This is a genomic window from Chryseobacterium sp. Leaf201, from assembly GCF_001421435.1.
In the GTDB taxonomy this organism is placed as follows: Bacteria; Bacteroidota; Bacteroidia; order Flavobacteriales; family Weeksellaceae; genus Chryseobacterium.
This window is the reverse complement of sequence record NZ_LMKA01000085.1, coordinates 1-25,177: the sequence shown is the minus strand read 5'-3', so window position 1 is coordinate 25,177 and position 25,177 is coordinate 1. Positions and strand designations below refer to the sequence as shown.

The following is a 25,177-nucleotide window of genomic DNA, read 5'->3' as shown; positions in this document are numbered from 1 at the left end:
ATAGTTTCCACTGACTTTTAAGATCAGATTTGAATGTACACATAAACTTTGTATGATAACCTTCCTATTTCTATTCAGTTTCTTATCTGATTTTTTATTTTTGTTGAAAATTTAAAACGATGGAACATCAGATCAGATTGGCAGCCCAGGATGATTACCCGCACATTATGGAGATCTGGGAATCTGCCGTAAAAGCTACTCATCATTTTCTTTCAGAAGAAGATTTCAATTATTTTAAAGAAATAATTCCCAGGGATTATCTACCGCATCTTGAAGTGTACCTGATTACTGAAAACAATAAGGCAGAAGGCTTTGCATCAGCATCAGCGGGAAATTTAGAGATGCTTTTTATACATGATGAAATGCGTGGGAAAAGCTTCGGTAAAAAGCTATATCAATTCATGAAAGAAACAGCCCAGATCACAAAAGTTGATGTTAATGAACAAAATCCGCAGGCCATCGGTTTCTATGAGAAAATGGGCTTTAAATCCATCGGAAGATCTGAAAAAGACGGTTCAGGAAAACCTTACCCCATCATTCATATGAGTTTATAATAAATTATTTTGATCAGCCCATTACTTTTCTGAACAGGCTTTTAATATGGGCGATTTCGTCCTGATACACTGTATTTTTCCGGCATCCGAAATACAGCGTATTCTCTAATTTCTTTTCACCTTCCCAGATCAGTTTTACCTCTTCGCTTCCGATTTCGTTTTTACATAAGAAATCCGGGACCACGGCCAGTCCGGTTCCGCCTTTCAGGCAACGGACAATGGAATTTAAATTCGGGACGATATAATTGGGCCGGAAGTTCGGTTTGTGTCCGAAGTTCAGAATCCAGAACTGGAAAAGATGTTCCATATCACCTGTGGTTCCGTACCATTTCTCCTGTTTCAGCCATTCTTCAGCATGCTCAATGCCTTTTGTTTTGATTACTTTCCTGAAGCTTTCTGCATCAATTTCATTTCCACCCACCAGAATAATCTGTTCAGAAGAAAATGCTTCATGCAGAATATTGGGCGACGTTCCTTTTTTGGGAGTAATAATAAGATCTAAAATTCCTTTATCCAGCTGATCCAGCATTTCAGGATATTCCCCGAAACTGATGATCAAATTAAACGGCAGCGTGGAAACATATTGCTCCAGCGTGGTCTGAAAGGTTTCAAAACACATCCCGACACTGATGGTCGGCGTATGCTTTTCTGTGGATTTCTGAAAGTTTTTTTCTACATCCTCCAATCTGCTCAACGGTTCAGCAACCGCATTGAACAGGACCTTTCCTCTTTCGGTCGGAATCATTTTTCGCCCCGTTCTGTCGAATAATTTATAGCCAACATAAGCTTCCAGAGAACTCAGGTGCAGGCTCACGCCGGGCTGCGAAATAAACAGGGTTTCAGCAGCGCCCGTTAAAGTCCCTGTTTTATAAATTGCTTTGAAAGTGCGGTACCATTCCAGGTTAACCATAGATCAATTATTATAATTATGATACAAAGGTATAAATTATATTATTTTTATTATAGCATAATCAGACATAACTTTGCTGAGTAGAATTTAAACAATCAACAGTCATGAAAAAAATACTGATCATCAACGGCGGACAGAACTTCGGGCATTCCGGAGGAAAATATAACCAGACCATTGCAGAGAATACCATGAATATTTTAAAAAACCTTGAAAATACAGAAGTTAAAATCACGAATGTAAGTGAGGGTTATGATAAGAATGAAGAAGTAAAAAAATTCGTCTGGGCAGATTATATCATTTACCATACCCCGATCTGGTGGTTTCAGCTGCCTAACGGTTTTAAGAAATATATTGATGAAGTTTTTACGGCTGGCCATGCCAGAGGAATTTATATGAGTGACGGCAGGACTTCCGACAATCCGGAAATCAATTACGGGACCGGCGGAATGCTGGGCGGAAGAAAATACATGGTCACCACAAGCTGGAATGCCCCGGAAACCGCTTTCACGTTACCCGGAGAATTTTTCAATGAAACGAGTGTAGACAACGGGCCATTATTTGGGTTCCACAGGATGAACGCTTTTGTTTCTTTAGAGAAAATGGAAAGTTTCCATTTCCATGATGTAGAAAAAAACGCAGATATAGAGCGAGATATGAATGCTTACAGGAATCACCTGACAGCCGTCTTCGAAAAAGAATTAAAACCGCAACTTGCATAACTTAATCAGATGAAAAATATATTAATTACCGGGATTACCGGATACATCGGCGGCACCATCGCCAGGAAATTACTGGATAAAAATTATAAAGTAACGGGATTGATCCGAAATGAAACGCATGCGAAAGAACTGGAAGCGGCAGGCATTGAAACCATTGTAGGAAGCATTCATGATGAAGCTGTTTTACAATCTGCCATTTCAGGAGCAGATGCTGTTATCCATAATGCAGATTCTGCAGATGATGCCTATGCCGCAGACAGTATTGTCAGTATACTGAAAGGAAGCGGAAAGACATTTATTTTTACTTCCGGGTCAGCGATTTTTGGAGGGAAAGAGAATGGAGAGAAAAATGATTATGTATTTACAGAGGACATTCCTCTGCAGCCAAGACTGGAAATGGCTTCCAGGGTACTGATCAATCAGCACATCCTTCAGTCTGCCGCGCAAGACATAAGAAGCATTGTTATTGTTCCCACGATGGTTTATGGAAAAGGGCTGGGAATTAAGAAAGACAGCATCCAGCTTCCCGCTTTAATCAGTTTTTCCAAAGAAAAAGGATTTGGTGCTTATTTCGGGAAAGGGGAAAACATCTGGTCAAACGTTCATATTGAAGACCTGGCGGATCTATACATCCTTGCCCTGGAAAACGCAAAGGCAGGTTCACTGTATTATGCGGAAAACGGTTCCTCGAATATCAAAAACCTGGCAGAAAGGATAAGTGAACGTTATCAGCTGCAGCCTGCACAATCCGTGACAATCCAGGAGGCTGTTAATACATTCGGGCCCGCCGGCGGATATTTCGGGTTTGCCTCCAACAGCTTATGCAGTTCCGATAAAGCCAGAACAGAATTGGGCTGGAAACCAAAACATCATTCTATTGAACATTATATTTAACTGATGAAAATTTACCTTACCGCGATTATAAAAGCCAAAGAAGAACACAGAACCGAAGTGCTGAAAGTTCTGCAGAATATGGTAAAAGAAACCCAAAAAGAGGAAGCCAACGAATTGTATACGCTTCATCAGGGAATTGAAGATAAAAACCATTTCGTTTTCTACGAAATCTGGAACAGTGAAGAAGGCCTGGCTGAACATAATCAACAACCCTACATTCAGGCTTTCGGAAAATTAATTGATGAAAAGTTGCAGGAAAAACCTCAGATTTACATAACCAACCTAATTTAACCTCAAATCATAAAGGCAGGGAAGCTGAAAACCAACTTCAGACATTGGTGCAGATTTTTCATTCTTTATTTAAATTCTGAACTCATGAAATTACTTTCGACTTTATTATTCACCTTTTTTCTCCTGAATAATTTTTCAGCACAGCAAAAAGAAAACTGCCGTTACATAAAAACACCGACAGGATATCTGATGGTGCTCCGGCAAGGCGATGATGTACTTGCAAAGATTGAAAATCTGGCGAAAACAGAAAATATTCCGTCAGCAGGTTTTACGGGAATCGGGTTTGCCAACGACGTCACTTTCGGGTTTTATGATTTTGATGCGAAAAAATTTAAGCCAAAAACTTTTAATAAAGTAGAAATGGGAAGCCTGACAGGTTCAATTGCATGGAATGAAAAAGGCCCGTCTATTCATCTTCACGGCGTGGCAACGGATGAAAAATTCAATGCATATGGCGGTCATATTTTATCGCTTCACGTCGGAACCGGTTCTATGGAAATTTATATTACACTCAATGATCAGAAATTAGAACGGAAAGTTGAGCAGCCTTTAAATGCAAACGTTCTACAGTTGAACTGCCGGCAATAATTAAAAATAGCTTTTCATTACGAAAAGCTATTTTTTTTGAATGAAATTCTAATGTTCAGGAACTTCCAAATGCGTACTGACGGCAATCCTGTTCCACATATTGATGGTAACTACCGCCATAATGATGCTTTTTATCTGCTCTTCATCAAAAAGCTGAGTGGCTTTTTCGTAAGTTTCATCCGTAAGTCCTTTTCGGCTGATCAACGTGATTTCTTCAGTCATCGCCAGCATTACTTTTTCCTCTTCGGTAAACAGGCTCGTTTCCCTCCATGCATTTAAAAGGAAGATTCTTTGTGGTGTTTCGCCGTATTTCAAAGCATCTTTCGTATGCATATCCAGGCAGAACGCGCATTGGTTGATCTGTGAAGCGCGTATTTTTATCAATTCTTTCTGAATATTGGTTAATAAAGTTGTCTGTAAAGTCATTTCCAGATTCATCATGGCTTTGTAAGATTCTGAATTGGCATTTGAAATTTTGATCCGTGTACTCATACTGTTTTTGTTAGTGGTTTAACCTGTTGTTTTTAACACATGACAAAGTTCAGATATATGAGTTTTAAAAATCTTAAACTGGTTTAAGAACGTAATTTTGCCCGGATCTCACTTAAATATTCCGGCGTAAAACCTAAAAAAGAGGCAATTAAATACTGCGGAATCCTCTGAATAAACCAGGGATACTGCGTACTGAAATGGATATACAGTTCTTCCCGGCTCATTTCATACAGATACCGGATTCTCCGTTCTGCAGCGGCATACGCTCTCTGATAGACCATCCTGAAATACCGTTCCATCACCGGATGTTTTTTCAGTAATTCTTCCTGAGCCTGAAGATCAATCATTAAAACGACAGATGGCTCAACCGCCTGAATCGTAAAGCTGGATTTTCCCTGTCTTTCATAAGCGAAAGTATCCGTCATCCACCAGTTTTCGATAGCAAATTCGGTGGTCTGCTCCACTCCCTTTTCATTGATGAAAAATTTTCTGAGGCATCCTTTCTGTACAAAATATATGGACCTGCAAATTTCGCCGCTCAAAATAAGATCCTGCTTTTTCTTTACTTCCGAAACCTTAAAAAACGAAAGAACAGAAGCAAATTCTTCATCGCTGATGGTAATGAATTTATCTAAATGCGTCTTGAAAGTTTCCATTTTCTTTAATTGTGTACCCAAACTTAACTTTATTTTTTTAGTTTTACGATGACAAAAACAGTAAATCATGGAAATCTTAGCAAAAATTTTAATCGTCATCGTAGCCATCGAACACCTTTACATTCTCTGGATGGAAATGTTTGCTTGGGAAACCAAAGGCAAAGAAGTCTTCAAAGCAGCTTTACCAGCAGAAATGTTTAAACCTACCAAAGGGTTAGCGGCCAATCAGGGATTATACAACGGTTTTCTCGCCGCAGGATTAATCTGGTCTTTCTTGATTGAAGATCCGAAATGGCAGACGAATGTTGCCTTATTTTTTCTCTCATGTGTTGCCATAGCCGGAATTTACGGTGCCGTTTCTGCAACAAAGAAAATATTTTTCGTGCAGGCTTTACCTGCTATTTTGGGAATTGTTGCAGTTTTGTTGAAATGATAATTTCAATTATTATGTTAAGTATTCAAAATCGAGAATTATTAAAATCAAAAGGTTTATTAGCATCAGGAAATAATGAAAACAGACTGACTGTAATAAAACCTAAAGGTATTCCGGGAAACTCTTTACCAGAAAATAACCACTCCAATATTCCTATAATTTGGAATGATGATGATGAGATCTTCACAGATTGCCCAGTAATAAAACTTGAAAAAAGTAATAATAAAATTTCTGTAATTTGTTGGGATTGGACACCCGGTCCGGGTCCCGGAGATTTTTGTGTAGATTTTGAATCAGAAGATGATGTGGTAATTTTTTTGCTTAATTACTATTTTGAAAATAATGATTTTTTTAACGCAAGAAAACAATATGTAATTCAAAGTCGAAATTCAATCAACGTTTCTGATCTTAAAAACATTTTTAATAAAATTATTTATCAGTTTGAAAATCAATTTTCTGACTCAGAAATAACTTTTACTGATCGTGGAACATTTAATAAAATACCAATTGAGAATTGGAGAATAACTCAAAAACAAGAGGATAAAATTCCAATAGAAACTCAAATGGGATTTATTAAACATGAAGTAGCTGAGTTAAGAAAAAAAGCAGATAATGAAATAGATTTTGAACAAGAAGATCTTACTTACATTGCAGATTTATTAAATGAATTGAGCTTTTTGTTAAAAACTAAAGTTTAACAATCATCCTCAACTTCTTCTTCATTTCTTCAGATTTAAACAGCCCTTCATGATACTCAATTAAATTCTGGTCCTTATCCAAAATAATCCATAATGGGTAAACAGGTTGGTTTTTATTTTTTGATAAAGCCAAAGCCAGCTCATGGATTCCTGAAGTTCCATTGGGTAAATAATTAAACACTTTCCCCCGAAAACTGATTTTTTCTTTTGTTTTTTCAGGTTCAAAATTGATAAAGTAAAATTTTTCGTTGATCATGTTAATCAGATCCTTATCCTTTTTTAATTGAAAAGATTCGATCTTACACACTGAACACCAATCCGTGTACAGATGAATAATGACCGGTTTCGGATTTTCTTTCTGTAAACTGTCCAGATCTGAAAAAGCGACTGTCTTTATCTGTGAAAAAATAAGACAGGGCATTAAAAACAATATTAAAAAGAGTGTTGTTTTTTTCATTTAAAAGTATATTTCACCCCAAGAAAACCTCTGATCCCCTGCATCGGAGCATAACCGTAAGTGGTATCGAAAGTATAATGATTGGGATTAGTCACAGGATCATTCACATTTTTATCAAACGGGTCAAAAGGCCGCATCAACGGATCATTGGGAGTGAAATTAAAAATATTTTTAATTCCGCCATAGACTTCAAACCCGGATCTGAAACTTTTTGAGACCTGAATATTGGACAGGTTATAAAACGGAGAATATTCCGGGCGGTAATCATTCGGTAAAACCGGCAGGCGCATCGGTCCGTAAAACTGTCCGGTAAAATCAACCGTCAGGTTATTGAGAAATTTATAGGTCAGACTGTACGTCCCGCTCCATTTCGGTGCGTGGAGCTGCTGAACTTTTCCTTCCTCACCGTCAAATTTCTGGTATACATCCAGATAGGTCACACCCAGATTAATGCTTAACGGAAAACTGAAATTATAATCGACATTTAAAGAAACCCCTCTTGAAATTCCGTATCCCTGCAGGTTGTCATAAATAATTTTATCCGGTTCCGTATCAAAATCCCCGACAATTTTATTGCTGAAATACGTATAAAATGCAGACGCATCCAGAGTAATCATTCTTTCACCAACCGGAATCTTCCAGATATAATTCAGATTTCCGTTGACAGATCTCTCAGGTTTTAAATCTGCTCTGATCACAACATCACGCGAGCCCGTTAAGGCGGCATGGTCTTCCGTAAATAAATTCACGACCCGGAAACCCGTGCCAAAATTGAACCGTAAAGTATGATAAGGATTCGGTGAAAACTTCCATGCAAAACGCGGCGAATGTACCGAATGATGGATTTTATCATAATCAAACCTGTACCCTAACAGCAATGTATTCTTTTCGTTTATTTCCCATTGGTCCTGGATAAATACACCGAAAATAGGTGACCTCATCGGATCATTTGTCAAGCCGTCTGCCGATGATGTTCCGGGTGTATTGTCGTCATAGAATGTTTTTTTTAAAGTTCCGCCTACAATAACATCGTGATTTCCCAGCTTTTTATCCCAATAGGTTTGAAGAAACCCCACTTTTTGTGTTGCCATAAAAGGATTGGTTCCGTAAAAAGAGTTCTGGTCATGGAAATTATATGAAAACTGGGTAATCATATTTTCTTTCACCGGCCACTGATACATCCCGAAAGCTTCTACCCTGCTGGTATAAACACTTTCCCCGTAAACATCTGAGCCGCCCCGGTAAGATTTGTTCCACTGCATTTCCCCGCCAAAACGGTCTTCATATAAATAGCGCAAGGCAAAACTCGCCTGCCGGTTTTCTTTTCTTTTAAAATTCCATTTATTAAAAACGGAAATCCTGTTCTGCAGGGCTGCATCTGTAAAATTATCTTTGTTCTGATCTGTCTTTTCATTAAAACTGAAATAATTCAGGCTTAATAACGAAGCGGCATTTTTCCCTACATTAAATTTTGTTGAAAGGTCTATATTATTTTCATTCCACGTAGTTGTCATCACATCAACACTCAGTTTCGGGGCAGTCAGTGCATTTTTGGTGATGATGTTAATGACTCCGCCCATCGCTTCAGAACCATAAATAGAGGAAGCCGGACCTTTTACCACTTCAATCCTGTCAATCAGGCTATTCGGAATCCCGCTTAACCCATAGACAGTGGAAAGTGAACTCACAATAGGCATTCCGTCAATGAGAATCATCGTATAAGGCCCTTCCAGCCCGTTGATGTGAATATCTCCGGTATTGCAGACGGAACAGTTGAGCTGGGGCTTTACGCCGTTGACCATCGCAATGGCTTCAAAAATATTGGGCGTCGGGTTTTTCTGGAAAAATTTCTGGGTATAAATCTCCACATTCACAGGGCTCTTGGATTTGCTCATCGGCTTTAAGGTTCCCGTAATCACTACATTATCAATATTTTTGGTTTTGATTTGCTTTTTGACCGGAACATTTACGGAATCAGGCTTTTCAGACTGATTCATCTCTAAACTGTCCGTTTCCTGAGCGTAACAAAATGAAGACAACAAAAGTGAAGAAAATAATATTCGCCTCATAAAATTTAAAATGTTAGACAAAGCTAACAAATAATTTTAGAATAACAAAACCTCTAAATTGATGTTGTTAAAATCAATTCGTGAAAATTTATTACATTTGAGAAACGACATATAAAAGTAAAATGAGATATCATCAGTCGGGAAATATCCCACAGAAAAGGCATACGGTTTTCAAATCTCCGGAAGATAAATTCTATTACGAACAGCTTTTCGGAACGGAAGGATTCCACGGAATTTCTTCTCTGCTGTACCATACACACCGCCCTACCCAGATCAAATCTATCGGTGAGGCAAAAGATGTGACACCGAAAATTGCGGTTGCCAAAAACGTAACCCCGAGAATGTTTAAAGGGATGAATGTGACTCCTGAGGATGATTTTATGGACAGCCGGAAGTTCCTGATGGTCAATAACGACCTGAAGATGGGATTGTCAAAACCCAGAAAGTCGATGGATTATTTCTATAAAAATGCAGAATGTGACGAGCTTCTGTATGTTCATAACGGAAGCGGGATTCTGAAAACTTTTGTTGGGGATTTAGAATTTTCAGTTGGGGACTATCTTATTATTCCGAGAGGAACCATTTACCAGGTTGAACTGAATGCTGATGACACCGTTTTCTTTGTAGTGGAGAGTCACTCCCCGATTTATACGCCGAAGAGGTACAGAAATGAATTCGGACAATTGCTGGAACATTCCCCGTTCTGCGAAAGAGACATCATTGCTCCGACTTTCAAAGCGCCAAAAGACGAAAAAGGAGAATTTTTAATCAAAGTAAAAAAGGAAAACCAGATTACGGATTTCATCTACGCAACACATCCTTTTGATGTTGTGGGCTGGGACGGGTATTTTTATCCTTATAAATTCAATATCAAAAATTTCGAGCCGATCACCGGCAAAATTCACCAGCCGCCACCGGTTCACCAGACTTTTGAGGCACATAATTTTGTGGTGTGTTCCTTCTGCGCAAGAATGTATGATTACCATCCGATGGCCATTCCTGCGCCTTACAACCATTCCAATATCGATTCTGATGAGGTTCTATTCTACACAGAAGGTGACTTTATGAGCCGTAACCACATCGATTTAATGGATTTCACCCTTCACCCGGGAGGCATTGTTCACGGGCCTCACCCCGGAGCGATGGAAAGAAGCATCGGCAAGAAATTCACAGAGGAATATGCTGTCATGGTAGATCCGTTCCGCCCTTTACAAATCACGGAAGAAGCACTGAAAGTGGAAGATCCTTCCTATAAAACTTCGTGGCTGGAAAGTGAAGATCATAATTTGGAAGACCGTTCTCAGGAATAAATGTTATCGTGAAAACAATACATTATAATATGAAGGGCTGAATAGAAATATTTGGCCCTTTCTCTTTTAAAAATCATTGAAACATGACAAATGTTTTTAAAAATATTCGATGCGTCAAGGCAATATGAACTATCTTTAAGTGAAGAAAATCGTAAAATAATAAGTACTAAAATTTTATTATGGATCAATACATCAGCGCAGAAGAAGCCATCTATACCATTAAAAGCGGAAACCGTGTATTTTTTCACGGAAGTGCCTGTACCCCGAATTACCTGATTGACGAAATGGCCAGACAGGCCCACCGGCTGGATAACGTAGAAATGGTTTCCATTACCCAGCAGGGAAATGTAGAAATTGCCAAGCCGGAATATAAAGATAAATTTTTCGTAAACTCACTGTTCGTTTCTGCTCCGGTGCGTGATGCCGTAAATTCGGACAGAGGTGATTTCGTTCCGGTATTTTTAAGTGAAATCCCGATTCTGTTCAGGAAAAACATACTGCCTCTTGATGTAGCGCTGGTTACCGTTTCACCACCGGATAAACATGGATTCTGCACATTAGGAACCTCTGTAGACGTAGCAAGAGCCGCAGTGGACAGTGCAAAAATTATCGTTGCCATTGTTAATCCGCTGATGCCGAGAACACATGGTGACGGAATGATCCATATCAGCAAGATTACCAAACTGGTGTGGCATGAAGAAGAGCTCCCGACCGTAGACTACGGATCAAAAGTGGGACCTGAAGAAATGGAAGTCGGAAAAAATGTTGCAGAACTGGTTGAAGACCGGTCTACGCTTCAGATGGGAATCGGGACCATTCCCGATGCGGTTTTAAAATGTCTGGGCAACCATAAGGATCTCGGTGTTCATACGGAAATGCTGAGTGACGGAGTGATTGACCTGATCCAGAATGATGTCATCAACAATAAATACAAAGGCTATAACGACAACAAAACCATTACCAGCTTCTGCTTCGGAACCAGAAGGTTATATGATTATGTAGATGACAATACGGTATTTGCCTTCAATGATGTGAGCAATGTAAATTTCCCGATCAACATCATGAGAAATAAGAAAATGGTAGCCATCAATTCTGCCATTGAGATTGACCTGACCGGGCAGGTCTGTGCAGATTCTATCGGGACCATGCAGTACAGCGGAATCGGCGGGCAGATGGATTTTATGAGAGGTGCCGCATTGAGCGAAGACGGGAAACCGATCATCGCCATTACTTCAAGAACAAAAAGAGGGGTTTCCCGTATTGTTCCTTACCTGAAACCTGGTGCGGGCGTAGTTACCACGCGAGGCCATATCCACTGGGTGGTTACCGAATACGGAACAGCCTACCTGTACGGGAAAAACCTTAAGCAGAGAGCCCAGGAACTCATCAGCATTGCCCATCCGGATGACAGGGAAATGCTGGAAAAAGCAGCGTATGAACGGTTCAGCCATTAGGTATTTTTGAGGATACAGATACGGTTTTTTTAATGAAAAGAAACATCAGGCAGGCAGCTTCTGTGGATTAACATTTTTAAATCTGAAATTTTATAAGCCCATCATTAAACTTACCTGACGATTGTTTGTTAATATTTTTCGTATTAGTAAGAAATTCGTAATTTGCATACCTAATAATATAAAAGTAAAAATAGAAATATGTCAACACTTACATTTGCCGAAAAAATTGCCCAGGCAGAGAATTTTTTGCCGATTAACGGTACCGATTATATTGAGTTTTATGTAGGGAATGCCAAGCAGGCAGCTCATTATTATAAAACGGCTTTCGGATTTCAGTCGGTAGCCTATGCCGGACCTGAAACCGGTGTCAGAGACCGTGCTTCTTATGTTCTCCAGCAGGGGAAAATCAGATTGGTCCTTACCACAGGATTAAAGTCTGACTCGCTGATCAGTGAGCATGTAAAAAAACACGGTGACGGAGTGAAAGTTTTGGCATTGTGGGTAGATGACGCTTACAAAGCTTTTGAAGAAACGACAAAAAGAGGCGGGAAACCGTACATGGAGCCGGTAACGCTGAATGACGAAAACGGGGAAGTAAGAATGTCCGGAATTTATACCTACGGGGAAACTGTTCACATGTTTGTGGAAAGAAAAAATTACAGCGGACCGTTTATGCCCGGATATGAGAAATGGGAAAGCGCGTACAAGCCTGAAGAAGCAGGTTTACTGTATGTTGACCACTGTGTGGGAAATGTAGACTGGGACAGAATGGTACCTACCGTAGAATGGTATGAAAAAGTAATGGGGTTTGTAAACATCCTTTCTTTTGATGACAAACAGATCAACACAGAATATTCTGCTTTGATGTCTAAAGTAATGTCTAACGGAAACGGATTTGCCAAATTCCCGATCAATGAACCTGCAGAAGGCAAAAAGAAATCTCAGGTAGAAGAATATCTTGATTTCTACGAAGGGGAAGGTGTACAGCATATTGCCGTAGCAACAAAAGACATTATCCACACGGTAACGGAGCTTAAAAAACGTGGCGTGGAATTCCTTTCTGCCCCTCCTGAAGCTTATTATGACATGGTTCCGGAAAGAGTAGGCCATATTGACGAAGATCTTAAAAGACTTCAGGATCTTGGTATCTTAATTGACCATGATGAGGAAGGATATTTGTTACAGATCTTTACCAAGCCTGTAGAAGACCGCCCTACCCTGTTCTTTGAAATTATTGAGAGACACGGGGCACAGAGTTTCGGTGCAGGTAACTTCAAAGCATTGTTTGAAGCACTGGAAAGAGAGCAGGAAAAAAGAGGAAATCTTTAATTTTAACAACAATATCAGGTTTTGTCAGGATGAAAAGTCTTGACAAAACTTTTTTATAAGCACATTTATATGAGAAAATTATTCATCGGAATTTTATTTGTCGGAACAATATCCGGTGTAAAAGCACAGTACGGTTCATTAAATGACATTCTTACCAGGCTTGAAGAAAGGAAAGGAGTCAATCAGCACCTGGAATCCGTAAATATTGATAATAAAAAATTTGTTTTTATCAAAGATGAAGCGGATCACACGGAGAGAGACTTCATTGTTATCAAAGGAAATAAAGCCACTTACGTAGAAGTCTTTGATGATAAAGCCACAGGGGAAAGCAGTTCCAATGTTTTTTCAGGCGATATTATACGGAACAGAAAAAATATCATTTCCCTGAGAGCAGATATGCTTGAGAATAAAAAAGTCCCGATTCCCGTGACCAAAACTTTGCTGTTAACCAGTCAGGACAATATCCTTTACCTTATCGACATCAATACAAAAGACCGATGGATTGATGAATCATCTTTCTCTAAAGCGAAATTTAAAAAATAAACAGCTGACCGTTATCGGAGTTGATGATCATAGATATTACCTCCGGGTCTCTGCTGAAGCATCAGCAAAAGGCATTTTCACATTATAAATGCTTAAGAATATTACAGACAAAGTATAACGGATACATAAATCCAACCTAAATTATAAAATATGAAATCATTTGTAGAGTATACCTCAGATTCGGATTTTTCTATCCACAATATTCCGTTCGGAGTAGCGGTTTTTAATAAAGAGTACATTGCATGCTGTACCAGAATAGGCGATCAGATCGTTGATCTTGCCACCCTGCATGACCTGAGTTATTTTGACGAGATCGAAGGCCTTGAAGACAATGTTTTTGAAGCCTATACCCTGAATGAATTTATTGAACTCGGAAAACCCATAACCAATGCAGTGCGTTTAAAAATCCAGGAATTACTGCTGGAAGGCTCCACACTGTCTAAAGATCAGAAAACGATTGAAGCCGCTTTTTATGAGCTGGACCAGGTTAAAATGATGATGCCGGTTCATATTCCGAACTATACGGATTTTTACAGCAGCATCGAACACGCTACCAACGTAGGAAAAATGTTCAGGGATCCTGCCAATGCTCTGCTGCCGAACTGGAAACACCTGCCGGTAGGATATCACGGAAGAGCATCTTCCATTGTGGTGTCAGGTACGGAAATCAACCGTCCTAAAGGACAGATGAAGCCTGCCGATGCAGATCAGCCGGTTTTCGGACCTTGTAACCAGCTGGATTTTGAACTGGAAATGGCTTTCATCATCAACCAGAATACGGAGATGGGAGAAAGCATTTCAACACAGGAGGCTGAAAATGCAATTTTCGGAATGGTGGTATTCAATGACTGGTCTGCAAGAGACATCCAGTCGTGGGAATATGTTCCGTTAGGACCATTTCTGGCGAAAAATTTCGGTTCATCCGTTTCTCCGTGGGTTGTTACACTGGAAGCTTTGGAGCCGTTCAGGACTGCTTCACCGACACAGGATCCGGAAGTATTGGAGTACCTGAAATTTGAAGGCGATAAAAATTACGATATCAATCTTGAAGTATACCTGCAGCCGGAAAACGGTGAGCACAACCTGATTTCTGAAAGCAACTACAAACACATGTACTGGAACATGGCCCAGCAGCTGGCTCATCATACGGTAAACGGATGCAATGTGGAAGTTGGCGACATGTATGCTAGCGGAACCATTTCAGGGAATGACCCGAAATCTTTCGGTTCCATGCTTGAACTGACGTGGAGAGGTCAGAACCCGATCACCTTAAATAACGGTGAGGAAAGAAAGTTCATTAATGACAATGATACCGTAACCATGAAGGCCTGGGCTGAAAAAGAAGGGGTACGAGTGGGCTTCGGTGAAGTTTCCGGAAAAATCATTCCGACCAGATAATTTTAATACTTTTAAATAAACTTATTTAAATGCTCCGGCTATATTCAGCATGATATTGTTATATTTTACTATCGGAATTAATCCGTACAGTATTATAACGGTCAGTTGGGTAAAGTCGGGGCATCTTTGTTCTGAATACTTAAAAAAACTTAAGTGTTAAAATAATATATGAAGACAGTAATCCCATCAGAAATAACTTCCGTACAGCTGCAAACCATCATCCAGACCGCCGTTTCACCACGCCCAATTGCGCTGGCATCAACAGTGGATACAGAAGGAAACAGTAATTTATCACCGTTCAGTTTTTTCAATATGTTCAGTACGGTTCCGCCGGTCCTGATCTTTTCACCGTCCAGAAGGGTGCGTGACAATACGACGAAACATACTCTGGAAAATGTACTGGAAGTTCCTGAAGTAGTGATCGGGACGGTAAATTTCCCGATTGTACAGCAGATTTCGCTGGCTTCCACAGAGTATGGTGACGGCGTGAATGAATTTATCAAATCAGGCTTGACCATGAAAGATGCTGACCTGGTTAAGCCTAAACTGATTGAAGAATGCCCTGTCAACTTTGAATGTAAAGTCCTTGAAATAAAATCCCTGGGCGATCAGGGAGGAGCAGGCAATCTTGTCATCTGTGAAATCATTAAAATCCACATCCGCGAAGAATACCTGAATGCCGAAGGCAATCTGGACCAGGCAAAACTGGATATGGTTGCCCGGCTTGGCGGAAACTGGTATTCCAGAAACAATGAACATAACCTTTTTGAAGTACCCAAACCTTTGGTAACCAAAGGAATCGGCTTTGACCTGCTGCCTGAAAAAATAAAGTTCAGCCGCATATTCACCGGAAACGACCTGGGAATGCTGGCCAATGTGGAAACTTTACCTGAAGGAGAATATCATTCCGATGAAGCTGTTCATAAAAACGCACAACAGTTATTGCTGGAAAGCAAGATTGACGAAGCGTGGAAGGTTTTGATTAAATAATTTGAACTGATGTTACTTTGAACAGGTTTCGCAAAAAACGGATCAGGAAGTATAATATAAAAGGAGTGAAAAATTTTCACTCCTTTTTGTGTTTAAAAACAGCACTGGTATTTGCCTTCTACCAGCTGGACAGTACCGTATACCGTATGACATGGAAGAACAAAACACCGGTTATTGCCATCCTTTACGGAATATACATAACATCCGGTCGGAGGGCATGAAGGAAGAGCCTGCCCCATAACCGTTTTCTGAGCCTGCCTGCTTAATTTCTGAGCTTGGATTAATTGTTTCATAATAATCTGGATTTTAAGGTATTATATTTTTCACTAATATATGAATTTTACATAAATGATTCAATATAATTTATAAAATCCTCTTATTCACTCTGAAAATCAAATTTCTCTCTGATAAATTCAATACATTTTTCGGAGGCTGCATTGAGATCAAACGCTTGAAAAAATAAAGTTTAACGGTGCATTCATAAAAGCGATCTGAGAATGTTAACCAACATATCACTTGATCTGCAGAAACTGTCAGGTAAAATTGAACAAGGCCTGGGAAGTTTTTGTTAATTGATGTAATAACATAGTTTGGAGTAAATTCCGTAAAAACCATATAAAAAAAAGGAATGAAAATTTTCACTCCTTTGTTTATTTCATACTGTTAAAAACAACACTGCCAACGTCCGTCTATCTGAACTTCGCTGCCGTAATTTGTATTACAGGGCGGAACGATACACCTTCCCTCTCCGTCACTTAAATAATGATTCACACATCCGGTTACACATTGTAAAACTTTATCTCCTCCTGCAATGTGTTTTTGGGCTTCTCTGCTCAATTTCTGAGCATTTTTTAAATTTGAATTTTTCATGATAATTTTAATTTAATGGTATTAATATTTGTCACTAATATATGAAAAATTAAATATTCAACAAAAAAACATTGACATTCAATAAAGTACAGCTTATTTTACATTTTTTCTCTTATAAATTCAATACATTTCTCAGTCGCTGTATTAAGATCGGACGGTAGTTCGCTGCTTTCCCAGGGTTCCTTTGCACCGAAAGTATGATCTGCATTTTCAATTAAAAATAACTTCGAATTGGGATGTAAAATATGGAGATGCTCCGCATTCTTTACGTTTACAGTTTCATCATGTGTCCCGTGAATAATCAGGACATGGGCCTTTGCCATTTCAGTAGCCCGTTCCACATCAAAACGGTGCTCCTGCTGTTCATAATCTTCATAGAACTGATAATAGTGGGGCATATCCTGTTTTGTCCTTCCGTTGGTTACGTAATACACACCTGCTTTCTTCCAGTTGTCAAAAGCTTCGTTTTTCGGGAACCGGTCCAGAGTATCAACGCTGGCCAGGGTAATCAACCCGTGGATCCTTTCATCTTCATATGTTTTGATGATTGAAATCCCTCCTCCCCTGCTGTGCCCTATCAGGACTATTTTGTGGTTATCCACTTTTTCATCCTGAACAAAATAATCAATAACAGCTCCTAAATCAGAAAGTTCTTTGGAGTAATTGTTATTGCCAAAGGCTTCAAGGTCAGCAAAATTATGTGGATCTTCTACTGTTGTCCCATTGTGTGAAAAATTGAATTTAACAAAGAAAAAGCCGGCTTCCGCAAATTTTTCTGCCATCAGGTTCCAAGCGCCCCAGTCTTTATAGCCTTTATAGCCGTGAACAAAAATAACCAGCGGTAAGCGTTCCCCGTTTTCAGGATAACAGGCATCGGCCAGGAAATCCCTGGTTTGAGGATTGGAAATAATGATATTCTGCTTTTTTGTAAGTCCCATATTTTGCTTTTTAATGATGATCAGATTATTTATTTAATGTAAGGATTTATTTTAAGCCGGATTCTGATGCAAAGGATTATTAATACCTGTGAAAAAAATCAATCTTATACCTTATAAGAATTCTGCTTTCTAAAAATATTAAAAATAGGCCTAAACACAAAGGAAAACCTTATTTTTGCGGTATGTTGGATCTAAGAACCGTAACGGTCGTGCGTTACATTCTGCCGCTTCGGGAAGGTGGTTCGCTTCCTGCGCTGGCAGAAGCTGATGACGATTTTAAGTATGTTTTGAAATTCCGTGGCGCGGGCCATGGCGTTAAAATGTTAATCTCCGAACTGTTAGGCGGTAAAATTACCGAAGCACTGAGCTTACCGATTCCCGAACTGGTTTTTGCCAACCTTGATGTGGATTTCGGGAGAACCGAGGCAGATGAGGAAATCCAGGACCTGCTGAAATTTTCTGAAGGCCTGAACTTAGGCCTGCATTATCTTTCTGAAGCAATCGCCTTTGATTCAAGCGTTCAGGTTGACCCGCTCCTGGCTTCCAAAATTGTCTGGCTGGATGCTTTTATTACAAATATCGACCGTACTTTCAAGAATACCAATCTCCTGATGTGGCATAAAGAATTATGGATTATTGATAACGGTGCCTCTTTTTACTTCCATCATTCCTGGCAGCATTTCGATACGGCAGCAAAGACGCCGTTCAAATATGTAAAAGATCACGTTCTCCTTCCGCAGGCTACACTTCTTGATGAAGCCGACCGCTTTGCCCATGAAGTACTGAATGACACCATTTTCAGGGAAATCGTGAATTTAATTCCCCAGGACTGGCTGCACTGGAACGATGCAGAAGAAAGCCCGGATGAAATAAGAGAAGTGTATTTTAATTTCCTGAAGACAAGGCTGGAAAATTCTCAAATCTTTTTAAACGAAGCCAAGAATGCAAGAGGATAACATTTACGAATACGCCGTGATCCGTCTGGTTCCGAAGGTGGAGAGAGAAGAATTTTTCAATATAGGCCTGGTGATGTTTTCAAAGAAAATGAAATTCATCAAGACCTCGTTTTACCTCTGCCCGGATAAGTTCCGGCTGATGCACAGCAAACTGGATTATGAGGACATCATCAAGAACCTGGAAAGCTTTAAGAAAATAGCCGAGGGAAGCAGAGACGGAGGCCCGATTGCCATGATGGAAATTCCTGACCGTTTCCGCTGGCTTACGGCCGTACGAAGTTCGGTTGTACAGACGTCAAGGCCCCATCCGGGAAAATCAAAGGACCTGGAAAAGACTTTTGGTAAACTTTTTGAGGAGTTAGTGAAATAATAATTCCTCAATACATATTCTATGAAATTATCCGGACACAATACAGTATACAGGTTTTCCATAAACCTGTTTTTTCTTTTATGCTTAAACCTGTTCAGCTTAGGCTACTGCCAGTTTCCCGTTAATGAAAATAAAATTCCGCCAAGCACCGCCCTTCCTGCAAAAACATCGTTTAACGAAAATATTTCTTATAAGAACAATAAAAATGGAAATCCGGTCCTGTTAGACCTTTACAGTCCGAAAAATTCAGCATCAGAGAAACTTCCGGTGGTGATTTATGTTCACGGCGGAGCCTGGGCAAAAGGTGATAAAACCGTCAGGGCCGATACCTACATAGAAAGCACCATTTTAAAGCTCACCGGAAAAAATTACGCTGTGATCAGCATTGATTACACCCTGGTAAGTGAAACGGTTCATTTCCCGATGCCTGTTGAGGATACCAAGGATGTTGTGCGATGGGTAAGGAAAAATGCGGAAAGATATAATTTTGACGTTAATAACATTGGGTATTTCGGGGTTTCATCAGGAGCACATCTGTCGTTGCTTGCTGCCTATTCCGGGGATAATGATTATATCGGAAGCCCTGAACTTTCACAATATTCCGGAAAAGTGAATTATGTGGTAAGTAATTTCGGGCCTACAGATTTAAACAGGCTTCTGCATACAAGATTAGGCAAGGTTCCGGTAGCGATTGTCGGGCTGATTTTTGAACTTGTTGTTGAGATCCGCGAAAAACTTGTATTCGGAATTTCAGGATATGATATCAATAAGGACAAGAGAAAGGCTGTTGATTATTTAAAAACCGTTTCACCGATCAATTATGCCGAAAACGGAGTGCCTACCTTTATCCTCCACGGAAACAAAGACAAAGTAGCGCCTTTAAACCATTCCAAAAGACTGAACCGGAAACTTAAAAAAGCAGGTGCTGAAACGACATTGGTTGTTGTGGAAGACGGTGTCCACGGATTCGGCACAACTGATAAAACGTACCTGAATCAGCTGACAGATGAAATGGTCAATTTTATTGTCCTGCATAAAAAATAGGTGCAGATTCTTGTTTTTTCATCTCGAAAATTCATAAAACCTTAAAATTAATCAGTATATAGCTGTTCAGTACATACAATCCTCTTAACTATTAATATTCAATTCATTAAACACAATAATTCCGCTAAATTTGCTAGATTAATATACATATCTGATTTTTTATACTAAAATTAATTATCTTGGCCATTGTTTAATCATAATAAATTAAATCAACCAAAAAATTATATTATTTTCTTATAAAAAACTTCAATGATATGGATTTCCTAAATAAAATCAATGCATTAACGCTTGTTTTCGTTTCTGTGCTTATTTTTGCTATTGCCTACCGTTTCTACGGAATTTTCATGGCCAATAAAGTGCTGAAGCTTAATGATAACAATACCACACCGGCTCTGGAATTTGCAGACGGCAAAGATTATGTAGCCACCAATAAAAATGTACTTTTCGGGCATCATTTTGCAGCAATCGCGGCAGCTGGTCCATTGGTAGGGCCCGTTCTGGCAGCCCAGTTCGGGTATCTTCCCGGTGCTTTATGGATTTTAATCGGCTGTGTGTTGGGCGGCGGCGTTCATGATATGGTGGTTTTATTTGCTTCCGTGCGTCATAAAGGGCAGAGTCTGGCAACGATAGCCTCAAAGGAAATCGGGAAAACAACAGGAACGGTAGCCGGATTTGCGATATTATTTATCCTGATTCTAACGCTTGCAGGATTATCGCTGGCCTGTATCAATGCAATGCACGAAGCTTCCTGGTCATTATTTACGGTTCTGATTACCATGCCTATTGCCATCATCATGGGGTTAATTATGCGTTACAGAAAAAATTCGGTGACTTTTGCGAGTATTCTGGGAGGCGTCCTTCTGATCGCAGGCATTATCGGCGGACATAATCTAATGCAGAATGAAACCATGAACAATCTTTTTTCATGGGATATTACCACGATTTCCATAGCTATTCCACTGTACGGATTCCTGGCTTCCGTATTGCCGGTATGGCTGCTTCTGGTTCCCAGGGATTATCTTTCAACCTACCTTAAAATCGGAACGATTATTATGCTGGCCATCGGTGTCATTGTGATCCACCCTACGGTACAGATGCCTGCACTTACGGAGTTTGTAAACGGCGGCGGGCCTGTTATCGGCGGACCGGTGCTTCCATTCATATTTATTGTTATTGCGTGCGGTGCTATTTCAGGATTCCATGCGGTAATTGCAACGGGTACAACGCCGAAAATGCTAAACAGAGAAAGAGAAATTCTTTTTGTAGGTTACGGAGCCATGCTTGTGGAAGGTTTTGTCGCTTTAATGGCGTTAATTGCAGCGTGTACACTGATGCCGGGAGATTATTTCGCCATTAATACGCCTAAAGAATCCTATGATGCTTTTATTGCAGCCCATCCTTCCCTACACAGTGTTGATATTGATTATTTTTCACAGAAAATCGGGATTGATCTTCACGGAAGAACCGGAGGTGCCGTTTCTCTCGCTGTAGGGATGGCTCATATTTTCAATAAAATCCCTTATATGGATCAGCTGATGGCCTACTGGTATAATTTCGCCATCATGTTTGAAGCCGTGTTTATCCTTACTGCAATTGATGCCGGAACAAGAGTCGGACGGTTTTTCTTACAGGAAATGCTCGGTTCTGTCATTCCGAAATTCAATGATAAAAACTGGATGCCCGGAATTATTATCAGCAGCCTTCTCTTCACTTTTGCCTGGGGATATCTGGTTTTCACAGGAAATGTAAGCAGCATCTGGCCTTTGTTCGGGATCAGCAACCAGCTTCTGGCAGCCTGCGGACTGATTGTCTGCACCACCATGCTGATCCGTTTAAACCGCGGGAAATATGCGCTGTGCTCAGCGATTCCGGGAGTTTTTATGGCAATCATTACATTTTGGGCAGGCTATATTCAGGTAACATCTATTTACATTCCTAAAGGACAATACCTGCTGGCTACACTGGCTGTTGTGGCGATGGCTCTAATGCTGATTGTTTTTATCGGCGCTTTCCGAAAATGGTACCAGCTCCTGAAAATCAATAAATCTGAAATTGATTTTTATGGCGAATCTGTAAAAGAACTTGTAGAAAGATAGTTACATGGAACGATGACTTTGCCTGCAGTTAATAGCAAGCCAACATCCAACCATAACAGCTGTCTTTACTATTTTAAATAAAAGGGATTCTGAAATCTGTATTGCAAAACACAAATTTCAGAATCCCTTTTTTCAATATGAATTACTGTATATTTTTAAGATTACTTTTTCTGATCAATCAGCTCAAAAGCCTTCAGCAACAGAAGATCTTCATTATTTCTGATGCTTTCAACAGTCGGGCGTACGATCACATCAGGTTTGATTCCGATCCGCTGGGTTTCTCCGCCGTCCGGATAATAAATTCCCAATCCTGAAAAAATAAGCTTGTTGCCATCTGTGAGTTTGATAGCGGTTTTATTTCCGTCTGCACCTGCAGTCTGGCTTCCGACAAAGATAACACCCGGGACTTTCTTAAAAATCATTGCCCACAATTCTTCCGAGCTCTGCGTATATTCATTAATGAGAACAACCACCTGTCCTTTGTAAGAATCGGGGTTATTCTTACCGGCAAATTTATACGCCTTATCAATAATATTATCCACAAAGCAGAATTTACCCGGCTGGCTGAAATCCGCCTGCGTCTTAATTCCGAAATGCTCCGGCTTACCCAACAGATAATCAAAAACCTTCAGCAATGAACCGTCATCGTTATAGCCCCGAAGATCGAATACCATTCCTTTTGCATTTTTATAGGTATCCATCAATGCAGGAATCTCTGATGCCTTTAATGAAGAAAATTCAAAGTACACTTTATCGTCAACATGAAAACTCGGATTGAGACGGCTTTCTTTTTCATTATACGTTAAATACGTATAGGTTTTTCCATTGTAAACCAGATGATAGCTGGGAATCCCGTCTTTGTCCCACTCACTGTTAAAGATGCGCCCTTTCCTTTCCACAGTTGTCTTAAAGGTCTTTCCGTTTTGTTTTACACCTTCCAATACCATGGTCGGTTCATCACTGCTGAAAAGATAGCTGTACGCCTCACGCAGTTTAACCGATTCATTGGAATAGGCAAAATATCCGGATTTATCATCTATACTTTTGAGAATGCTCCTGCCGTTAATTTTTGTAATAAGATCCCCGACTTCAAGATTGGCTTTCTTCATTTTAGCCTCATCTTTAATCCCGGTGATGACCACTTTGCCGTCAACGATCTGGAAAATAAAGGGTGAGGTCAGTTTTCCGACTACATCATACTGTAATGTCTTTTCTATCCCGACATGCGTATCCTGCAGTTCAGCAGCAAGCCGCATTACGGCAGACCTGTAATCCTGTTCATTTTTGATGCTTCTGAATACCGGAATGTATTTTTTCAACACATCATCCCACTGATGATCCAAAAGATATTTGTACGGGGAAAAATATTCAATGACATTCCAGATCCTGAAAAGCTCCAGCATTTTAATTTCCACTGAAAATTTATCGTATACTTTTTCATTGCTGCTGCTGAAACGGATGCTGTTTTCGACTGGATTGGAATAGAATGAGCCTACATTTTTCGGCTCAGCAACCATATTTAACAGACGTGTTTTGCTTTCCGAAGTGACTTTCTTTAGTTTTTTGACCCATGAAATATCAAAATTACGAAGGGTAATGCTGTCACAATCATTATCCTTTTTATCCAGATTATCAAATTTGCTCTGATCTGCTGTGACCAGCCACTGATTTATCATTTTACCGGTATCTGACTTTGATCCATCTCTCAATGACTGCAGCAAAACAGCATCCCAGTCTGTTTTTCCCTGAGAAACTGCGGGGTGATAATATTTAACCAGTCCCCAGACTTTACCCAATTCGTATAAATCGCAGTCGGAAAATTTAGTCAGCTGAGCAGAAAGGGCTGTTGTTAAAAAGACTGAGAAAAAGACAATGTATTTCATTCTGTAATGTTGGTGTTTAAAGGTGTAAATCTAAAAAAATTAATATATTAAGCTCAGTATCCGGGTAATTAAATTTAATTATAGTACAGTATAGACATCTGTTTTCGCTTAAAAGTTACAGATGGATTCTCTTAAACTCAATTCTGTGGTATTTTAATAAATTGTTTTGATTATCTGAAATAAAAAAGGATTCTTAAATGCATGGTGTGGAAAATATCGGACTACATTCATCAGTTAATCGGTTCCGTATACAGCTGGCTTCCCCAAAACTGAAGATCCCGTTCTGCTAAATTCGATTCTGAAAATAAGTGATTCACTTCTTCCACAATTCTGCCCACGGCATTCGGGTCGGCGGTTCTTATTCTTGTTTCATGATTACTTTTGATCCCTTTTCCCGTGAAGTTAAGGGAACCCAGATAGGCAATTTCATCATCAATTACATAAATTTTGCTGTGAACGAAAGTTTTGTTTAAAGAATTCCCATTATTGGACGAAATGAAAACCTTAAAAGGAAACAGCTGTTTGTAGGTATAGTAATAGATTTTTTTATTTTTAATCTGTCTCACAAGAGAATCCCTGATAAAAAACAGCAGCACAACAGCGATAAAACCATACGCAAAATTCCAGTTTTCCAACAGGAAAATTAACGGAAATAAAATGACAGCCAGCCCGATTACCGCAAAAAGCAATGTTCCTGAAAGATTGACCAACCCGTCTCTTGACTGCTTTGCTTTTTCATCAACATGCCTTTTCTGAACGATTAATTTATTGATATTCTTATCATTTCCGTAAAAGTCTTCTATTTCATCGCTTGTAATAAGCTGCACATCAATTCCCTTGGAATGCAGGAAAATAAGTTCTTTAATTAAAGAAGGAGAAAGATAAGGCGATACGATCTTCACGTTCCTTTTTGCATTCCTGATATCCTGCAAAAGCTTTGCACCGGCACTTTTCCCTATATAAATATCACATACTGCATTGTTATAAAACATTCCCATCGTCTGAACTTAATTTATTTCACCCCAAAGAAATAAAAATAAAAAAACTCTGCAAAATAAATCTGCAAAGCCTTTGTAAATGAGTCTTATTCACCCACCCTTTAATTATGGGCAGCTCGGTATGCTGAAACAACTCCATATCGTACCGGTGTAAACTTTCAGGCACTTGGCCGTGGTGTCATACACCATCATTCCTTCCTGAGGAGATACCAGGGCGCTTACCTGTGTTGTGGTTAA

The 25,177-nt window shown here is 39.6% G+C and carries 27 protein-coding genes; 17 read left to right on the top strand and 10 right to left on the bottom strand.

Features of this window, described 5'->3' with window-relative positions; all coding sequences use genetic code 11:
• The first annotated feature begins 119 nt into the window (after positions 1-119).
• Positions 120-554 (top strand): GNAT family N-acetyltransferase, encoded by a 435-nt coding sequence (locus tag ASE55_RS12905; protein WP_056220312.1) that lies wholly within the window; start codon positions 120-122, stop codon positions 552-554.
• 13 nt (positions 555-567) lie between these two features.
• On the opposite strand, the gene ASE55_RS12900 is transcribed toward ASE55_RS12905, so the two are convergent.
• Positions 568-1,464 (bottom strand): LysR family transcriptional regulator, encoded by an 897-nt coding sequence (locus ASE55_RS12900; RefSeq protein WP_056220309.1) that lies wholly within the window; start codon positions 1,462-1,464, stop codon positions 568-570.
• A 104-nt stretch (positions 1,465-1,568) separates the two neighbouring features.
• Here ASE55_RS12900 and ASE55_RS12895 point away from each other — a divergent pair, with 104 nt between their 5' ends.
• The 4 genes from ASE55_RS12895 to ASE55_RS12880 all read left to right on the top strand — a co-directional run bounded on the left by ASE55_RS12895 (position 1,569) and on the right by ASE55_RS12880 (position 3,956).
• On the top strand, positions 1,569-2,183 hold the full coding sequence (locus tag ASE55_RS12895; RefSeq protein WP_056220303.1) for an NAD(P)H-dependent oxidoreductase: 615 nt from the start codon (positions 1,569-1,571) through the stop codon (positions 2,181-2,183).
• Between the two features lie 9 nt (positions 2,184-2,192).
• Positions 2,193-3,077, top strand: coding sequence for an NAD-dependent epimerase/dehydratase family protein (locus tag ASE55_RS12890; RefSeq protein WP_056220300.1), 885 nt, complete (start codon positions 2,193-2,195; stop codon positions 3,075-3,077).
• A 3-nt stretch (positions 3,078-3,080) separates the two neighbouring features.
• Positions 3,081-3,368, top strand: coding sequence for a putative quinol monooxygenase (locus ASE55_RS12885; RefSeq protein ID WP_056220297.1), 288 nt, complete (start codon positions 3,081-3,083; stop codon positions 3,366-3,368).
• A gap of 84 nt (positions 3,369-3,452) precedes the next feature.
• Complete coding sequence (locus ASE55_RS12880; RefSeq protein WP_056220293.1) at positions 3,453-3,956, top strand: PPC domain-containing DNA-binding protein; 504 nt, start codon at positions 3,453-3,455, stop codon at positions 3,954-3,956.
• Between the two features lie 48 nt (positions 3,957-4,004).
• On the opposite strand, the gene ASE55_RS12875 is transcribed toward ASE55_RS12880, so the two are convergent.
• Together ASE55_RS12875 and ASE55_RS12870 are read right to left on the bottom strand one after the other, a co-directional pair.
• The gene (locus ASE55_RS12875; RefSeq protein ID WP_056220290.1) at positions 4,005-4,448 is read right to left on the bottom strand and encodes a carboxymuconolactone decarboxylase family protein; all 444 of its coding nucleotides are present in this window, start codon (positions 4,446-4,448) and stop codon (positions 4,005-4,007) included.
• 83 nt (positions 4,449-4,531) lie between these two features.
• Positions 4,532-5,104, bottom strand: coding sequence for a Crp/Fnr family transcriptional regulator (locus tag ASE55_RS12870; protein ID WP_056220288.1), 573 nt, complete (start codon positions 5,102-5,104; stop codon positions 4,532-4,534).
• A gap of 67 nt (positions 5,105-5,171) precedes the next feature.
• Here ASE55_RS12870 and ASE55_RS12865 point away from each other — a divergent pair, with 67 nt between their 5' ends.
• The gene (locus ASE55_RS12865) at positions 5,172-5,537 is read left to right on the top strand and encodes a DUF1304 domain-containing protein (RefSeq protein ID WP_056220285.1); all 366 of its coding nucleotides are present in this window, start codon (positions 5,172-5,174) and stop codon (positions 5,535-5,537) included.
• 14 nt (positions 5,538-5,551) lie between these two features.
• The gene (locus ASE55_RS12860; RefSeq protein WP_128414567.1) at positions 5,552-6,235 is read left to right on the top strand and encodes a hypothetical protein; all 684 of its coding nucleotides are present in this window, start codon (positions 5,552-5,554) and stop codon (positions 6,233-6,235) included.
• On the opposite strand, the gene ASE55_RS12855 is transcribed toward ASE55_RS12860, so the two are convergent.
• Both ASE55_RS12855 and ASE55_RS12850 read right to left on the bottom strand, forming a co-directional pair.
• On the bottom strand, positions 6,225-6,692 hold the full coding sequence (locus ASE55_RS12855; protein ID WP_056220279.1) for a thioredoxin family protein: 468 nt from the start codon (positions 6,690-6,692) through the stop codon (positions 6,225-6,227). The two genes, ASE55_RS12860 and ASE55_RS12855, sit on opposite strands and share 11 nt — an antisense overlap.
• Positions 6,689-8,761, bottom strand: a complete 2,073-nt coding sequence (locus ASE55_RS12850) for a TonB-dependent receptor plug domain-containing protein (RefSeq protein WP_056220276.1) — start codon at positions 8,759-8,761, stop codon at positions 6,689-6,691. Before ASE55_RS12850 ends, ASE55_RS12855 begins: the two co-directional genes overlap by 4 nt.
• A gap of 122 nt (positions 8,762-8,883) precedes the next feature.
• Between ASE55_RS12850 and ASE55_RS12845 the strand changes: the two genes are divergently transcribed.
• The 6 genes from ASE55_RS12845 (at position 8,884) to ASE55_RS12820 (ending at position 15,785) form a co-directional block, all read left to right on the top strand.
• Positions 8,884-10,071, top strand: coding sequence for a homogentisate 1,2-dioxygenase (locus ASE55_RS12845; protein ID WP_056220273.1), 1,188 nt, complete (start codon positions 8,884-8,886; stop codon positions 10,069-10,071).
• A gap of 179 nt (positions 10,072-10,250) precedes the next feature.
• Positions 10,251-11,525, top strand: a complete 1,275-nt coding sequence (locus tag ASE55_RS12840; protein WP_056220270.1) for an acetyl-CoA hydrolase/transferase family protein — start codon at positions 10,251-10,253, stop codon at positions 11,523-11,525.
• 198 nt (positions 11,526-11,723) lie between these two features.
• Positions 11,724-12,854: a 4-hydroxyphenylpyruvate dioxygenase gene (hppD, locus tag ASE55_RS12835; protein ID WP_056220267.1), complete on the top strand. Its 1,131-nt coding sequence runs from the start codon at positions 11,724-11,726 to the stop codon at positions 12,852-12,854.
• Positions 12,855-12,923: 69 nt separating this feature from the next.
• A complete protein-coding gene (locus tag ASE55_RS12830) occupies positions 12,924-13,397 on the top strand; it encodes a hypothetical protein (RefSeq protein ID WP_056220264.1) in 474 nt (157 codons plus the stop codon).
• A 150-nt stretch (positions 13,398-13,547) separates the two neighbouring features.
• On the top strand, positions 13,548-14,795 hold the full coding sequence (fahA, locus tag ASE55_RS12825) for a fumarylacetoacetase (RefSeq protein ID WP_056220261.1): 1,248 nt from the start codon (positions 13,548-13,550) through the stop codon (positions 14,793-14,795).
• A gap of 168 nt (positions 14,796-14,963) precedes the next feature.
• Positions 14,964-15,785, top strand: coding sequence for a flavin reductase family protein (locus ASE55_RS12820; RefSeq protein ID WP_056220258.1), 822 nt, complete (start codon positions 14,964-14,966; stop codon positions 15,783-15,785).
• 92 nt (positions 15,786-15,877) lie between these two features.
• Here the strand turns inward: ASE55_RS12820 and ASE55_RS12815 are convergent, their stop codons facing one another.
• The 3 genes from ASE55_RS12815 to ASE55_RS12805 form a co-directional block, all read right to left on the bottom strand.
• Positions 15,878-16,078 carry a hypothetical protein gene (locus tag ASE55_RS12815; RefSeq protein ID WP_056220256.1) on the bottom strand — a complete coding sequence of 67 codons (201 nt, stop codon included), beginning with the start codon at positions 16,076-16,078 and terminating at the stop codon, positions 15,878-15,880.
• 370 nt (positions 16,079-16,448) lie between these two features.
• Positions 16,449-16,655, bottom strand: a complete 207-nt coding sequence (locus tag ASE55_RS12810) for a hypothetical protein (RefSeq protein ID WP_056220252.1) — start codon at positions 16,653-16,655, stop codon at positions 16,449-16,451.
• A 98-nt stretch (positions 16,656-16,753) separates the two neighbouring features.
• Positions 16,754-17,593: an alpha/beta hydrolase family protein gene (locus ASE55_RS12805; RefSeq protein ID WP_056220249.1), complete on the bottom strand. Its 840-nt coding sequence runs from the start codon at positions 17,591-17,593 to the stop codon at positions 16,754-16,756.
• A gap of 182 nt (positions 17,594-17,775) precedes the next feature.
• Here ASE55_RS12805 and ASE55_RS12800 point away from each other — a divergent pair, with 182 nt between their 5' ends.
• From ASE55_RS12800 to ASE55_RS12785, 4 genes are all read left to right on the top strand, one after another.
• Positions 17,776-18,549 carry a HipA family kinase gene (locus tag ASE55_RS12800; RefSeq protein ID WP_056220246.1) on the top strand — a complete coding sequence of 258 codons (774 nt, stop codon included), beginning with the start codon at positions 17,776-17,778 and terminating at the stop codon, positions 18,547-18,549.
• The gene (locus ASE55_RS12795; protein ID WP_056220244.1) at positions 18,536-18,919 is read left to right on the top strand and encodes a DUF3037 domain-containing protein; all 384 of its coding nucleotides are present in this window, start codon (positions 18,536-18,538) and stop codon (positions 18,917-18,919) included. The genes ASE55_RS12800 and ASE55_RS12795 overlap by 14 nt, the downstream gene beginning before the upstream one ends.
• Positions 18,920-18,940: 21 nt before the next feature.
• Complete coding sequence (locus ASE55_RS12790; RefSeq protein WP_056220242.1) at positions 18,941-19,963, top strand: alpha/beta hydrolase; 1,023 nt, start codon at positions 18,941-18,943, stop codon at positions 19,961-19,963.
• Positions 19,964-20,217: 254 nt separating this feature from the next.
• Positions 20,218-22,059, top strand: a complete 1,842-nt coding sequence (locus ASE55_RS12785) for a carbon starvation protein A (protein WP_185116295.1) — start codon at positions 20,218-20,220, stop codon at positions 22,057-22,059.
• Between the two features lie 161 nt (positions 22,060-22,220).
• On the opposite strand, the gene ASE55_RS12780 is transcribed toward ASE55_RS12785, so the two are convergent.
• Both ASE55_RS12780 and ASE55_RS12775 read right to left on the bottom strand, forming a co-directional pair.
• A complete protein-coding gene (locus ASE55_RS12780) occupies positions 22,221-23,942 on the bottom strand; it encodes a S41 family peptidase (RefSeq protein WP_056220239.1) in 1,722 nt (573 codons plus the stop codon).
• A gap of 230 nt (positions 23,943-24,172) precedes the next feature.
• The gene (locus tag ASE55_RS12775; RefSeq protein WP_056220236.1) at positions 24,173-24,940 is read right to left on the bottom strand and encodes a phospholipase D family protein; all 768 of its coding nucleotides are present in this window, start codon (positions 24,938-24,940) and stop codon (positions 24,173-24,175) included.
• Positions 24,941-25,177 lie beyond the last annotated feature (237 nt).